The organism is Aequorivita sp. CIP111184 (genome assembly GCF_900489465.1).
GTDB lineage: Bacteria > Bacteroidota > Bacteroidia > Flavobacteriales > Flavobacteriaceae > Aequorivita.
In genome coordinates this window covers 157,260-172,257 of the sequence record NZ_UEFQ01000024.1, presented here as the reverse complement: position 1 = coordinate 172,257, position 14,998 = coordinate 157,260, and the positions used below count along the sequence as shown (strand labels likewise).

Here is a 14,998-nt window from a genome sequence, read left to right as displayed (position 1 = left end):
TTTTTTTGAAGGTAAATGTAATAAATTTATTAATTACGTTTTAAAAGAAGTTTTTGAATCTTAAAAAACAAAGAACTTTTAATTAATTAATATGTTAAATTTATTGTGTATTTTAAGAAAAAGTTGTGAAAAATATATTTTTTAATAGCTTTACAGAAACTTAATCTGCTTAAACTAGTATTAATCTAAAAAAAATTAAAAATGAAAAAAGTTACCCGGAGTTTTTTCCTGGCAATTATGTGCATTTTTTCAGGCACTATGATTGCACAAAACTTTTCAGGAGCAATCGACAAACAATTGAATCATTTTGTAGAACAAAATGAATTATTGTCGCAAGATGTTCAATGGCAAGTAACAAGTGAAACTGTTAGTAGAAGCAGTGGTATTCAACACGTATATTACAGACAGCTATTTAACGGAATTGAAATTTATGGAACTGAATCCAGTATCCATCTTTTGGCCAATGGGCAAGTAATTTCAAAAGACAGTAGGTTTATTAAAAACACTACTCAAAAATTGATAGGTTCCCAAACTCCTGCACTTACTGCTACACAAGCAATTCAAGCGGCTGCAGCACAATTAAATTATTCTATTTCTCAACCGCTTTCAATTTTAGAAGGTGCTCGTGGAGTAGACAAAAAAACATTGTTTAGCGATGGTGGAATTTCATTGAGCCCAATCCCTGCAAAATTGATGTATACCCTTACTGAAACTAATGAGATGGTTTTAGCTTGGGATATTTCAATTCAAGAAAAAAGTCAACAAGATTGGTGGAGTTTAAGAGTAAACGCTAATACAGGTGACATTGTAAACAGAGCAAACTGGATGGTAAGTTGTGCAACACATCACGATCACAGTAATGATGTTAGAGAAATGAATTTCAATGCAAATTTGTATGATGTTCCAAATTATGCTGAGCTAAATGCAAATAAGCCACAAGCGTGTATTGAATGCTACGAAGCTTTTAAGTTACCTCTTGAAAGTCCTTATTACGGAGCACGTTCAATAGAAGTTTTACCAGCAAATGCAATTGCTTCTCCATTTGGATGGCATGATACTAATGGAGTAGCTGGAGCTGAGTTTACAACTACTCGCGGAAATAATGCAAATGCTTATGAAGATGGAAATAATCCGGGGTATCAACCAGATGGAGGTGCAGATTTAGATTTTTCAGGATTTCCTTTCAGCCAGATATACACCAATGCAAACCAATATGAAGATGCTGCAATCACAAACCTTTTTTACATGAACAACACTTTCCATGATATTATGTATCAATATGGATTTGATGAAGTGGGCGGTAACTTTCAAGAAAATAATTATGGAAACGGAGGCGCAGGTAGCGATTCTGTAAATGCAGAAGCTCAAGATGGATCTGGAACATGTAATGCTAACTTCGGAACACCTCCAGATGGAAGCAACCCAACAATGCAAATGTATATTTGTAGTGACAAAGATGGAGATTTTGACAACTTGGTAATTTTACACGAATACGGTCATGGTATATCAAACCGTTTAACTGGTGGTCCTAATGCATCAAGCTGTCTGCAAAACCAAGAGCAGATGGGAGAAGGATGGAGTGACTTTTTTGGAGCAATATTAACCATTGAGCCAGGAGACAGTGGTACAGATTCTCGTGCAGTTGGAACTTATCTTTTTGGCCAAGGTCAAGGAGGTGGAGGAATCCGTGATTATCCATACAGTACAGACATGGGGGTTAACCCACAAACTTATGATTTTATCAAAACAGCAGCCGTACCTCACGGTGTAGGTTCAGTTTGGGCTGAAATGCTTTGGGAAGTAACGTGGGCTCTTATTGATGAGCACGGTTTTGATGCTGATGTCTATAACTTTACAGGAGATGTAAACCAAGATGCAGGTAACATTATGGCATTAGCCATTGTTACTGAAGGTATGAAATTACAGCCTTGTAGTCCTGGTTTTATTGATGGTCGTGATGCAATTATGGCTGCAGATCAAGCTATTTATGGTGGTGCAAACCAGTGTCTTCTTTGGGATGCATTTGCAAAAAGAGGTTTAGGTTTTAGCGCAAGTCAAGGTTCTTCTGGAAGCAGAGGTGACGGAACACAAGCATTTGACACACCTTCTCAAACTGCAACGCTATCTGTTCTTGAAGAGGTTTGTGCTTCTTCTGAAATACTAACAGATTTAGGCGGTGGAACTCCAAGTGGTGGTACATACAGCGGACCAGGCGTTACTGATAACGGAAACGGTTCAACATTCACTTTTGATCCTGCTACTGCAGGAGTTGGTGTGCACACTATAACTTATAATATTCAAGCTAGTGCTTGCGCTGTAGCATCTTCTGATACTGATACAATTGAAGTACTTGCAGTTCCTGCTGGACCAACTACTACAGGAGTGAACGACTTTTGTGTAGGCGATGAAATAACAGTTACAGCAACGTTAAACGATCCTACAAATATTATTAGATGGTTTGATGCACCAACAGGTGGAAACTTCCTTTTTGAAGGTGCTTCATATACATTTACTCCAACAGGAACCATAAATGTGTATGCACAAGAAAGTGCGCCAGGACCATTATCACAATTGGTTATTTCAGAAATAAACTTGGAAACTCCTGATAGATTTGAAATTCAAAATGTAGGAGTCGCTACAGATTATAGTGGATACAAAGTAGCTGCAAGTGATACTCCTTATAATGATATTAATTCTGTAAACTCAGTTGTAAAAACATTAGGTAGTATGGCTGCAAACTCTGTAGTTGACTATAATGATGACGGTGGAGCTGGATATTGGGGTAGTAACCTATTCTGGGATAATACTGGCTCAGGATGGATTGTTATCATAGACGCAAGCGGAAATGTGGTAGATTCAGTATTCTGGAATTTCACCGCTGCTGAAATAGCTGGATTCAATATTACGATTGGTGGATTTAATGTTACTGCTGCTGACCTTGACTGGTCAGGGGTTGGCGCTAACTTGACTGGTGATTGTCCATCTGGTTCTTTTAGAAGAGTTGGTGATACAAACATGGCCGCAGATTGGAGCGGAACTTGTGAAACTGCAGATTTCGGTACACCAAACAGCGATATCAATCTTGGAACTCCAGGGTGTGCAGGAGAACGCACGCTAACTGAGGTGAATGCTGAAACTGAAGCTCCAGTAATCACCTGCCCAGCAGATGTAACAGTACAAGTAAATGTAGGCGATCAATATACATTGCCAGATTATACAGGCGACGCTTCAGCAACTGACAATTGCACTCCAGACGCAGTGATCACTCAAGATCCTGCAGCAGGAACTATGGTTGGAGCGGGTGTTACAACAATGACAATGACTGCAACTGATGCTGCTGGAAACGCTGACACTTGTACCTTTGATGTTACAGTAGATGAAGTTTTAGGTCTTGAGAATAGCGAATTCTATAACAATATTTCGCTTTATCCAAACCCAACAACTGGTCAGATTACGTTGATGAATAAAACAACAGCACAATTAGAAAATGCAGTTATTACTGATGTAAATGGTAGAACAATTAAGATAATAGATTTATCTGAAGCTGGAATTGAAACCAACTTCACATTGGAAAGCCTTGCAACAGGAATGTATTTCATTAAAATAAATGCTGAAAACACAAGTATTGTTAAACGTGTTGTGAAACAATAATTAGTTAATTTTAAATACTTTTTTAGAACCCGCGTCAAATTGTTTGACGCGGGTTTTTTTACATCTTGCTTTTCAATAACTTTGACATATGAAAAAAATTCTATTCTTTGCTGGCAGTAACAGTAGTAAATCGATCAATCATAAACTCGTCAGTTTTGCATCATCACAAATTGCTGGGCACGAGGCTGAATTAATTAAATTAACAGATTATGAGCTTCCCCTATTTGGAGAAGACATTGAGCGTGAAAAAGGCTATTCGGTAGATTTAAAGATGCTCTATAATAAAATAAAAGAGGCTGATGCATTGGTTGTTTCTGTTAATGAGCACAACGGAATGGTTTCAGCATATTTTAAAAATATCTTGGATTGGCTTTCACGCCTTGATCGAAATTTTTTAGAAGGAAAAAAAGTCTTGCTTATGAGCACCTCCAACGGAAAGCGTGGCGCAGCATTAGCTTTGGAATATACTAAAAATATACTTCCTAGATTTGGAGCCACAGTGGTTGAAAGTTTCAGCATTCCATCTTATTCTGAAAACTTTTCTGAAGAAACCAACTCAATTTCCAATGAAGTTTTACTACTAGGATTTACAGACGTTCTTCAGAATTTTGTCCATCAAATTGAACAATAATGCGCACTGTAAAGAAATATACTTTTTCTTTAACCGAAGACGCTAAATCACGTTTCCTCCATTGGGCACAGCAATTTGAAGAAGTTGTTTGGCTGGACAGCAACCGTTATTCACAAAAACACGAAACCTATCAAGCTATTTTGGCTGTTGATGCTTTCACTGCACTAAAAACAGACTATCACAAAGCTTTTGACAATTTAAAAGAATATCAAGCCACCACCGCAGATTGGATTTTTGGATACCTTACTTATGATTTGAAAAACGATGTGGAAAAGTTAAAGTCCACTAATTTTGATGGCCTAGGTTTTCCCGATTTGTATTTTTTTCAACCTAAAAAACTTTTCCTTTTTTCTGAAAATAATGTTGAGGTGCATTATTTGAATATGGTTGCAGATGAAATAGAGAAAGATTGGGAATTAATTTCTGAAACTCTCCAACAGCCCGATATTTCTGAAGTCTCAAAAGTTTTAAACATAAGTATTCGAACCCCAAAAGATAGCTATATTCAGAAAGTAGAGGAGGTGCTTGAACACATTAAACGGGGTGATATATACGAAGTGAATATCTGTCAGGAATTTTATTCAGAAGTTGCTGAAATAAATCCATTGGAAAAATTTCTTCAACTTAATAAAATTTCAAAACCGCCTTTTTCAGTTTTTCTGAAATTGAATACCCTTTTTGCACTTTCAGCTTCCCCGGAGCGCTACCTCAAAAGAACGGGAAATACTGTAATTTCCCAGCCCATTAAAGGTACAGCAAAGCGTTTAGATAATAAACAAAAAGATTTGGAGATGGCGCAGCAATTGGCCAAAGATCCCAAAGAACGCAGCGAAAACATTATGATTACAGATTTAGTGCGCAATGATCTGTCCCGTATTGCCGAAAAAGGCAGCGTTGCAATTGATGAGCTCTGCGCTATTTATACTTTTGAACAGGTACATCAAATGATTTCAACTATTAGTTGTACCGTTCCGAAGGATCTTTCCAGTGTTGATATTTTGAGAAATACATACCCGATGGGAAGTATGACAGGCGCTCCAAAAATTTCTGCAATGCAAATTATTGAAAATACTGAAGATGCCAAGCGTGGATTATATAGTGGTGCCGTGGGCTATTTTTCACCTTCGGGCGATTTTGATTTTAATGTGGTTATCAGGAGTATTCTTTATAATTCATCCAAAAAATATGTCAGCTTTTCTGTAGGCAGTGCAATCACTATAAACTCTACTCCTGAAAAAGAATATGAAGAATGCTTGCTTAAAGCAAAGGCAATGCGTGAAGTGTTGAATGTGTTTTTATGAGTTTCTGAACTTATAAACATCTTTTATTAGTGTTAAGGCTTATAAAATTGATTTATTAGTGTTTAAGCTTATAAATACTATTTATTAGTGTATAAGCTAATAAATTTATATATTTGAATAAATTGATAATAAATGAACTATTCCGTTATATCTGGAGATATTGTTTCATCAACAAGTTTAAATGTTGAAGACAGTAGGTTTGTTGAGGAAAACTTAAAGAGCTTGCTCAATAATTTAAAGCAAGAATTTAATGTCTATGGGCGTATCATAAAAGGAGACTATTTAGAATGTGTTGTGCCCGATGCGGCTGAGGGTCTTCAAGTAGCTCTGGCAATTAAAAGTTTTGTGAAAGCCATCCCTATAGATACAAAAAAATATACAAAAGACGATAACCGTGTAAAACAGTTTAAAATCCACGGAATAAGGCTGGCAATTGGTTATGGTGAATTGAGTCGTTACAACCCTGAAGAAGGTGTAATAGATGGGGAGGCAATTTATTTTTCAGGTCGCGAAATTAGCGGTGAAACAACATACAACAAAGAACGAATCGTGATAAAGAACACTTTGTTTTTTGTTTCAAAAAACGAAGATTTAAATAAAAATTTCCAACCTTTACTGGCGCTGCTGGATGTTTTGTTGAGCAAAGCAACCTCCCGCCAATGCGAAGTTTTATATTTAAAACTAATGAACAACCAAGAAGATGAAATAGCCAAGAAGCTTGGTATTGGCCAATCTGCAGTTAATCAACACTCAACAAGTGTGGGTTGGAACGCCATCGAAGATGCGGTTAACTATTTTAAAATGATAATTTCAAAATAGAAGTTATGGATTTAAAAGAATTATTACTACTCCAATTCATTGCACATCTGTGTTTGGATTACTTTTTTCAAACCGATAAATTGGCGCAGCAAAAGAACACAATAGGCTTTAAAAGCTCTTTTTTGTATTGGCACGCCCTAGCGTGTTTTGCGCTATCTTGGTTATTTTCGTTACAGGTAAGTTTTGCTTTAGCTGCTGCAATAATTGCATTAACTCATTTTTTGATGGATGGTTTTAAACGTCATCTCAACAATAGTAGGTATTTTGGAAAATATGCTTTTTTCATAGATCAAGCAATTCACTTAATGATCCTGACAGTTGTTGTAGTTTTGTTTGATAAATGGTACGGAATAAATCCTTCAATTGAAGTTTCTCTTAATTTTAAATATCTTTTAATAATTGCTGGATATTTAGTGTGCCTAAAGCCCGCAAATATTTTTATAAAAGAAGTATTTCAAGCAACCGGGATACAAGTATCTAGCGATAACGAAATGCCTAATGCTGGTAAGGTAATCGGTGTTTTGGAAAGAATTTTAACGCTCACCTTCATCATTATTTCTCAATATTCAGCGGTAGGTTTTTTAATTGCAGCCAAATCTATTTTGCGTTATAGAAATGATGAAACTCTAAAAACGGAGTACGTACTCATTGGTACAATGCTTAGTTTCGGAATTGCCGTTATTGCTGGAATTATTATTAATTTTTTCTAAAATTAAAAAAACAATTGCTCGCTCGCTTCAAAAAAAATATTGAAACCAATTTTTCTTATTTAATAGGAAAAAAACTTCTCGTCGCCTGCAGTGGAGGTTTAGATAGTTTGGTTTTGACACATTTGATGAAAAATTTAAATTTTGAAATTGCATTAGCACATTGCAATTTTTCGCTACGAGGAAAAGAAAGTGATGGCGATGAAATGTTCGTGATTGGTTTGGCTAAAAACCTGGAAATTCCAGTTTTTGCAGAAACTTTTGACACTAAAAAATTTTCCAAAGAACAAAAGGTTTCAACCCAAATGGCAGCTCGCGATCTTCGTTACCATTGGTTTTCTGAAATCTTAAAAGATTTTAAATACAACTATTTATTAACCGCGCATCATTTGGACGATGATATGGAAACGTTTTTCATCAATCTTTCCCGGGGCACTGGTTTAAATGGACTAACAGGAATTCCAAAAGAAAATAACAAAGTAATAAGACCACTTTTGAATTTTTCACGCGATGAAATTTTTAAATATGCAGAAGCAAATAATTTGAAATGGCGTGAAGACAGCAGCAACAAAAAAGCAGACTACCTTCGAAATAAGCTACGTTTGGAAGTGTTGCCACAATTCAAAGAAATAAATGAGTCGGTCCTAAAAAACTTTCAGAAAACCCAACAGAATCTGCAAGCTTCACAAAATCTTATTGAAGATTATATGGCGTTGGTTTACAAACTTGTTATTTCTGAAGAGATTGATTCTTATAAAATAAACATTCAGAAAATTAAAGAATTACCAAATACCGATGCATTACTTTATGAATTGTTGAATGGTTTCGGATTTACGGAATGGGAAGATGTTTCAAATTTATTGAATGCACAAACGGGCAAACAGCTTCTTTCAAAAACGCACCGACTTTTGAAAAATCGGGAAGAATTGTTATTGACAGAAATTGATTCAGAAAAAGAGAATAAAGAATTTTTGGTTTACGAAAAAGGAATTATTTCGCCAATCAATTTAAAAGTAGAGGATTCAGAATATATTGGTGAAACTGAGAAAAACTTAATTTATGTTGCCTCCGAAAAATTATCTTTCCCCTTAAAACTTAGAAAGTGGAGTAATGGAGACACTTTTCAACCTTTAGGAATGAAGGGAAAAAAGAAACTGAGTAAATTTTTTAAAGACGAAAAAATTCCTTTGACCGATAAAGATAAAATCTGGCTACTATTAAGTGATGACAAGATAGTTTGGATAATAGGTCATCGCATGGATGATCGTTTTAAGGTCACTGACAGCACAAAAAAAAATATCAAAATAACTTATTTTTCAGAATAGAGAGTAATTAAAAACCTATGAAAGCATTAAAAATACTACTAGTTTTATTATTTATCAGTTTCGTTTCCTTCGCACAGGAAGGAAATTATGTAAAGGAAAATTACAACAAAACGGAAACCACAATTACTATGCGGGATGGAGCGAAGCTTTATACTGTAATTTATTCTCCAAAAGACAGTTCAAAAAAATACCCCATACTTTTCCAAAGAACACCTTACAGTTGCCAACCTTATGGCAAGGATCAATTTCGATTAAAAATTTCTCCCAATGAATTTTTAATGAAAGAAGGGAATATTGTGGTTTATCAAGATGTTCGCGGCCGCTGGATGAGCGAGGGTGTTTATGATAATATGCGCGCATACATCCCAAACAAAAAAGGAACACAAATAGACGAATCTAGCGATACGTATGACAGTATTGATTGGATGGTTAAAAACATTCCAAACAATAATGGAAACGTTGGTGTTTGGGGAATTAGTTACCCTGGTTTTTACGCAACTTGCTCTTTATTAGATTCGCACCCAGCCTTAAAAGCCGTTTCGCCCCAAGCCTGTATTGCAGATTTCTTTTTTGATGATTTTCACCACAATGGTGCCTACTTATTGAGTTATTGGCGGGCAACTGCATTATTTGGTTATGAAAAAACACAACCTACTGATAAGCCTTGGTATAGCTTTCCGGAGTTGGAATCAAAAGATCAATATCAATTTTTCTTGGATGCAGGACCATTAAGCAATCTCGATAAATATTATAAAGAAGACAATGCGTTTTGGCAGCAACTTAAAAAACATTCCAGTTATGATGAATTCTGGAAATCGCGTGGCATTCTTCAGCATTTAAAAAATGTAAAACCGGCCGTAATGTTTGTCGGCGGTCTTTTTGACGCAGAAGATCTTTACGGACCTTTTAACAGTTATGAAGCGGTAGAAAAGAACAGTTCCAATTACAATACCATTGTTTACGGCCCATGGAGCCATGGCGATTGGGCTCGCACCAACGAACGTCAAGCTATTGGAAATGTATATTTTGGGGATAATATCTCGAGAGATTATCAAAGGGATGTTGAAACAAATTTTTTCAATCATTTTCTGAAAGAGAATGATAAAGTAAATAATTTGCCTGAGGCATATATGTTTGACACAGGTAGAAACCAATGGCAATCTTACAAACAATGGCCACCAAAAAATACAGAAAAGAAAACTTATTATTTGCAAAGTAACCAACGGTTGAATGATAAGGCCGAAAAAAGTTTCACTTTTGAAGAATTTATCAGCGATCCGAAAAAGCCAGTGCCATATTCTGAAGCCATAAAAATGGTCTTTACGCCAAGAAAATATATGACTGACGATCAGCGTTTCGCCGCGCGCCGTCCCGATGTATTGGTTTTTGAAACCCCCGAACTTGCAGAAGATGTTACGATGGCCGGTCCAATTTTTGCCAAGCTTAACGTTTCAACCACAGGAACAGATGCCGATTGGGTTGTTAAAGTGATTGATGTTTTTCCCGCTGATGCAGAAGATTATTCCGAAACACAGGAATATTTAAAAATGAGCAATTATTTTATGATGGTTCGAAGCGAAGTGATGCGTGGTCGTTTCAGGAATAGTTTCAGTAATCCAGAGCCTTTCATTCCAAATGAAAAGACAGCCGTAAATATAAAGCTTCAAGATATAAATCACACCTTTAAAAAAGGTCACAAAATCCAAATACAGGTTCAAAGTACTTGGTTTCCTTTGATTGATTTAAACCCGCAAACATTTGTGCCAAATATCTTTGAAGCCAAAGCTGAAGATTTTAAAAAACAAACACATAAAGTTTTTAATGATTCTTCAATAGAATTTACGATTCTGAATAATTGAGAAGGTAGAGAGGATACATATAAAAACAAGTTTCCCGACCATTGGCCGGGAAACTTTAACAAACCTAACTTAGTAAACTTTAAAGTGCACTAAGAATATTTTCTATCCCCACAAAAAATATTGCTTTGTGCATTATCCACTAATTCTATGATTCAAATATAAGGAAGGAATTCATTCTGCACTATACGTACATACACGTATTTTTTTTTGATTAAAATCATTTTGAATTGAAAACAATAATAGTAACTTTCCAAATATGAAATTACCAAGGAAAATTGGCATACTAACAAGTGGAGGAGATGCCCCAGGAATGAATGCCGCAATAAGAGCTGTAGTAAGAGCCAGTACTTATTACAACTTAGAATCTGTTGGCATATATCGCGGTTTTGAAGGTTTAATTGAAGGCGATTTTAAGGACCTCGACGCTCGCTCTGTAAAAAACATTATCAACCGCGGTGGTACTTTTCTTAAAACCGCTAGATCAAAAGATTTTATGACTGTTGAAGGCAGAAAAAAAGCTTTTGACAATCTTAAAAAAGCAAACATTGATGCTTTGGTAGTTATTGGTGGCGACGGAACTTTTGCGGGAGCTTCTGTATTTATAAAAGAATTCAATTTCCCAATTGTTGGTCTTCCAGGAACTATTGACAATGATATTAACGGCACTGATTATTCCATTGGTTACGATACGGCCTTAAATACGGTGGTAGAAGCAATTGATAAGATTCGCGATACGGCAAACTCACACAATCGTCTTTTTTTGGTAGAAGTTATGGGCCGGGATGCCGGCGATATTGCTTTAAACGCGGGCATTGGTGCAGGAGCGGAGGAAATCCTGATTCCTGAACAGAATATGGGTCGTGAGCGTTTGTTGGAATCTTTAAGTAGAAGTAAAAAATCAGGCAAGACTTCTAGCATTGTGGTGATTTCTGAGGGTGATCAGATAGGGAAAAACATTTTTCAACTTGCAAAATACATTGAAGAAAATTTAAAAGAATATGAAGTTAGGGTTACTGTTCTCGGACACATTCAACGAGGTGGTGCGCCAAGTTGCTATGACCGTGTGCTTGCCAGTCGTTTGGGTGTTGGCGCTGTTGATGCACTATTGCGAGGAGAAACAAATGTTATGATTGGTATAATTCACAACAGAGTAACCTCGGTCCCCTTCTCTGAAGCAATAAAAGGAAGCAATGAAATTGACGAAGAATTGATACGTGTTGCGGATATAATTTCAATTTAAAATTAAATAAAAACGAAAAGTAGGAATGAAAACGAAGATAGGAATTAACGGTTTTGGTAGAATAGGACGAATAGCATTCAGAATAGCCGCCCAAAGAAAAGATATAGAAATTGTCGCAATTAATGATTTACTGGAAGTAGATCACCTTGCATATTTATTAGAATATGATTCCGTCCACGGAAAATATTCTGGAATTATAGAAGTAAAGGATGGAAATTTAATTGTTGACGGAAAGAAAATTAGGGTTACTTCCGAAAAAAATCCTGAAAATTTAGAATGGGACAAAGTTGGCGCAGAAATCATTATTGATTGTACAGGTATTTTTAAAGAAGTTGATTCTGCTTCGGCCCACTTAAAAGCAGGAGCAAAAAAGGTAATACTTTCTGCACCATCCAAAACAGCGCCAATGTTTGTGATGGGCGTAAACCACAAAGAAATAAAAGCAACAGACACTATAATATCAAACGCCTCTTGTACCACAAATTGTCTTGCGCCGATGGCAAAAATAATTAATGATGAATACGGTATTGTTGAAGCTTTAATGACAACCATACATTCAGTAACAGCTACTCAGTCCACGGTAGACCAACCTTCAAAGAAAAACTATCGTTTGGGCAGAAGTGCACTGAGCAATATAATACCAACCACTACTGGTGCTGCCGTAGCGGTAACCAAAGTAATTCCGGAGTTAAAAGGGAAGTTAACGGGAATGGCTTTTAGAGTACCTACAACTGATGTTTCAGTTGTAGATTTAACGGTTCGCACTAAAAAACCTGCGAAATATGAAGAAATAAAAGCGCTGTTCAAAAAAGCTTCAGAAAACAATTATAAGGGAATTGTAAATTACACCGAAGCCGAAGTGGTTTCACAAGATTTCGTTTCAGACCCACACATTTGCACTTTTGATGCCAATGCAGGCATTGCGCTTAATGATAATTTTTTTAAGTTAGTGGCTTGGTATGATAATGAATACGGCTATTCCGCAAAACTTGTAGATTTGGCCGCTCACGTTGCAACATTATAAATTATGACCCTAATAACCGATGGCGGTTCTACCAAATGTGATTGGGTATTACTGGATAATTCTGGTAAAATCATTTTTAAAACAGATACTTCTGGGTTGAATCCCACAGTGATTTCGAAAGAGGAATTAATACTTCGCATCACATCAAATGAAATTTTGAAAAATGTTTTTAGTAGTGTTGAAATCCTTGATTTTTATGGTGCTGGTTGTGGAACTTCAACACCGAGAAATATTTTAAAAGAAATTTTGAAAGAACTGTTTTCAAAAGCCGAAGTAAACGTTTTCGAAGATATGTCCGCCGCTGTTTTTGCAGCGACTACAGCACCTGGAATTGTGTGTATTTTAGGGACGGGAAGTAACAGCTGCTATTTTGATGGAACTAAAATCTACGCACCAATTCCAGCATTAGGTTATATTTTAATGGACGAGGCCAGCGGAAATTATTTCGGAAAAAGATTGATTCGCGATTTTTATTACCATCGCATGCCCAAGGAAATTGCTTCAGAATTTGAAAATAGTTTTAATCTTGAAGCCGATGAAATAAAAATGAATTTATACAAAAAGCCCAATCCAAATGCATATTTGGCCTCTTTTGCGCAATTCATTTTTACACAGAAAGAAATAAACCCATACTTTTACGCGCTGATTAAAGAAGGCATTTCCAATTTTATTGAATGTCGTATTCTTTGTTTTGAAAAAGCGCACGAAGTTCCAATTCATTTTATTGGTTCCATCGCACATTTTTCAGAAAAAATAATCAGGGAGTGTTTTGAAGAACACAATCTTGAACTCGGAAATATCGTTCAACGTCCTATTGACGGATTGATTGAATATTATAAAAAAAGATAACTTAAAAATGTCATTACCCTCAATAAATCCTACCAAAACTGAAGCTTGGAAAATGCTTGAAAAACATTTTGAAGAAATGAAAGAGCTTCAGATGCAGGATGTTTTTTCAGAAGACCTGAATCGCGCTGAACGGTTTAAGATTGAATGGCAGAGTTTCTATGTAGATTATTCGAAAAATCGAATTACCGAGAAAACCATTTCACTTCTATCTAAACTTGCCAAAGAAGTAAAACTGAAAGAAGCCATAACTCAACAATTTTCGGGAGAAAAGATAAACGAGACAGAAAATCGGGCCGTATTGCACACTGCGCTCCGCGATTTCGACAACATGAAACCAGAAGTGGAGTCCACACTTCAAAAAATGAAACTTTTTTCTGAAAAAATAATCAGCGGTAGTCATAAAGGTTTTACAGGAAAAGCAATTACTGATGTTGTGAACATTGGCATTGGCGGAAGCCATCTAGGGCCAGAAATGGTAACGGAAGCACTTCAATTTTATAAAAACCATTTAAAAATTCAATTCATCGCAAATATTGATGGAGATGATGTAGCGGAAAAACTTAAAAAACTAAATCCCGAAACAACGCTTTTTATAATTGTATCTAAAAGTTTCACTACGCAGGAAACCATTGCAAATGCTTGTTTTGTGAAAAATTGGTTTTTCAAAAATGCTACAGAAGAAGACATTCAAAAACATTTTGTAGCTGTTTCAGCGAATGAACATGGTGCAAACGAATTTGGCGTTTCAAAAAATAATATTTTTCCCATGCAAAATTGGGTTGGTGGCAGATTTTCACTTTGGAGTTCCGTTGGACTTTCTATTTGCTGTGCCGTTGGTTTCAAGAATTTTGAAGAGCTGCTGAAAGGCGCATTTGAAATGGATAATCATTTCAAAAATGAAGATTTTGAAAAAAACATGCCTGTTGTACTTGCTTTACTTTCAATTTGGTATAACAATTTTTTTAAAGCCGAAAGTGAAGCGGTTGTCGCATATTCACAATATCTAAACAAACTGGTTCCGTATCTTCAGCAAGCCGTGATGGAAAGTAACGGAAAAAGCATTGATAGAAATGGGAAAAAAATAAACTATCAAACGGGAACGATTGTTTGGGGAAATGTGGGTAGTAATTCGCAACACGCTTATTTTCAACTTTTACATCAAGGAACAAAATTGATTCCAACAGATTTTATTGGTTTCAGCGAATCGCTTCACGGCAATATTAAAAATCATAATATTTTAATGGCGAATTTCTTCGCCCAAACTGAAGCACTTTGGGAAGGAACCCATAACAAAAAGATTGAAAATTCTTTCAAAAATTTTGAAGGTAACAAACCTTCCAATTCCATTTTAATAAAAAAACTGAACCCTCAAACACTCGGTAGCCTTATCGCTCTTTATGAACATAAACTTTTTGTGCAGGGAATAATCTGGAATATTTTTAGCTATGATCAGTGGGGAGTAGAGTTAGGGAAAACTGTTGCCAAAGAAAATTTAAATGCCATTGAAAATGATGATATTTCGAATTTGAAAAATGATTCAACCAAAAAATTGATCAAGCAGTTTTCTTTTTTCCAAAAATAAAAAATTAAAA

The 14,998-nt window shown here is 35.8% G+C and carries 11 protein-coding genes; all 11 read left to right on the top strand.

Annotation, left to right across the window (positions count from 1 at the left end; genetic code table 11):
• Positions 1-201: 201 nt before the first annotated feature.
• The 11 genes from AEQU1_RS09955 to pgi all read left to right on the top strand — a co-directional run bounded on the left by AEQU1_RS09955 (position 202) and on the right by pgi (position 14,988).
• Positions 202-3,651 (top strand): M36 family metallopeptidase, encoded by a 3,450-nt coding sequence (locus AEQU1_RS09955; protein ID WP_111880806.1) that lies wholly within the window; start codon positions 202-204, stop codon positions 3,649-3,651.
• Positions 3,652-3,739: 88 nt separating this feature from the next.
• Positions 3,740-4,282 (top strand): NADPH-dependent FMN reductase, encoded by a 543-nt coding sequence (locus AEQU1_RS09950; protein ID WP_111880805.1) that lies wholly within the window; start codon positions 3,740-3,742, stop codon positions 4,280-4,282.
• A complete protein-coding gene (locus tag AEQU1_RS09945; protein ID WP_111880803.1) occupies positions 4,282-5,583 on the top strand; it encodes an anthranilate synthase component I family protein in 1,302 nt (433 codons plus the stop codon). The genes AEQU1_RS09950 and AEQU1_RS09945 overlap by 1 nt, the downstream gene beginning before the upstream one ends.
• 132 nt (positions 5,584-5,715) lie before the next feature.
• A complete protein-coding gene (locus tag AEQU1_RS09940; protein ID WP_111880801.1) occupies positions 5,716-6,402 on the top strand; it encodes a fumarate hydratase in 687 nt (228 codons plus the stop codon).
• 5 nt (positions 6,403-6,407) lie between these two features.
• Positions 6,408-7,112 (top strand): DUF3307 domain-containing protein, encoded by a 705-nt coding sequence (locus AEQU1_RS09935; protein ID WP_111880799.1) that lies wholly within the window; start codon positions 6,408-6,410, stop codon positions 7,110-7,112.
• Positions 7,113-7,126: 14 nt separating this feature from the next.
• Positions 7,127-8,434 (top strand): tRNA lysidine(34) synthetase TilS, encoded by a 1,308-nt coding sequence (gene tilS / locus AEQU1_RS09930; RefSeq protein WP_111880797.1) that lies wholly within the window; start codon positions 7,127-7,129, stop codon positions 8,432-8,434.
• A gap of 17 nt (positions 8,435-8,451) precedes the next feature.
• On the top strand, positions 8,452-10,293 hold the full coding sequence (locus tag AEQU1_RS09925; RefSeq protein WP_111880795.1) for a CocE/NonD family hydrolase: 1,842 nt from the start codon (positions 8,452-8,454) through the stop codon (positions 10,291-10,293).
• Positions 10,294-10,549: 256 nt separating this feature from the next.
• Entirely contained in the window at positions 10,550-11,533 is a 984-nt protein-coding gene (pfkA, locus tag AEQU1_RS09920) for a 6-phosphofructokinase (protein ID WP_111880793.1), read from the top strand.
• A gap of 25 nt (positions 11,534-11,558) precedes the next feature.
• A complete protein-coding gene (gene gap / locus AEQU1_RS09915) occupies positions 11,559-12,557 on the top strand; it encodes a type I glyceraldehyde-3-phosphate dehydrogenase (RefSeq protein ID WP_111880792.1) in 999 nt (332 codons plus the stop codon).
• A 3-nt stretch (positions 12,558-12,560) separates the two neighbouring features.
• Positions 12,561-13,406 carry an N-acetylglucosamine kinase gene (locus AEQU1_RS09910; RefSeq protein WP_111880790.1) on the top strand — a complete coding sequence of 282 codons (846 nt, stop codon included), beginning with the start codon at positions 12,561-12,563 and terminating at the stop codon, positions 13,404-13,406.
• Between the two features lie 7 nt (positions 13,407-13,413).
• On the top strand, positions 13,414-14,988 hold the full coding sequence (gene pgi, locus AEQU1_RS09905; RefSeq protein ID WP_111881385.1) for a glucose-6-phosphate isomerase: 1,575 nt from the start codon (positions 13,414-13,416) through the stop codon (positions 14,986-14,988).
• The last annotated feature ends 10 nt before the right edge of the window (positions 14,989-14,998 follow it).

Coding starts and splice junctions, on each gene's coding strand:
- AEQU1_RS09955 (WP_111880806.1), top strand. CDS start 202: ATGAAAAAAGTTACCCGGAGTTTTTTCCTGGCAATTATGTGCATTTTT.
- AEQU1_RS09950 (WP_111880805.1), top strand. CDS start 3,740: ATGAAAAAAATTCTATTCTTTGCTGGCAGTAACAGTAGTAAATCGATC.
- AEQU1_RS09945 (WP_111880803.1), top strand. CDS start 4,282: ATGCGCACTGTAAAGAAATATACTTTTTCTTTAACCGAAGACGCTAAA.
- AEQU1_RS09940 (WP_111880801.1), top strand. CDS start 5,716: ATGAACTATTCCGTTATATCTGGAGATATTGTTTCATCAACAAGTTTA.
- AEQU1_RS09935 (WP_111880799.1), top strand. CDS start 6,408: ATGGATTTAAAAGAATTATTACTACTCCAATTCATTGCACATCTGTGT.
- AEQU1_RS09925 (WP_111880795.1), top strand. CDS start 8,452: ATGAAAGCATTAAAAATACTACTAGTTTTATTATTTATCAGTTTCGTT.
- pfkA (WP_111880793.1), top strand. CDS start 10,550: ATGAAATTACCAAGGAAAATTGGCATACTAACAAGTGGAGGAGATGCC.
- gap (WP_111880792.1), top strand. CDS start 11,559: ATGAAAACGAAGATAGGAATTAACGGTTTTGGTAGAATAGGACGAATA.
- AEQU1_RS09910 (WP_111880790.1), top strand. CDS start 12,561: ATGACCCTAATAACCGATGGCGGTTCTACCAAATGTGATTGGGTATTA.
- pgi (WP_111881385.1), top strand. CDS start 13,414: ATGTCATTACCCTCAATAAATCCTACCAAAACTGAAGCTTGGAAAATG.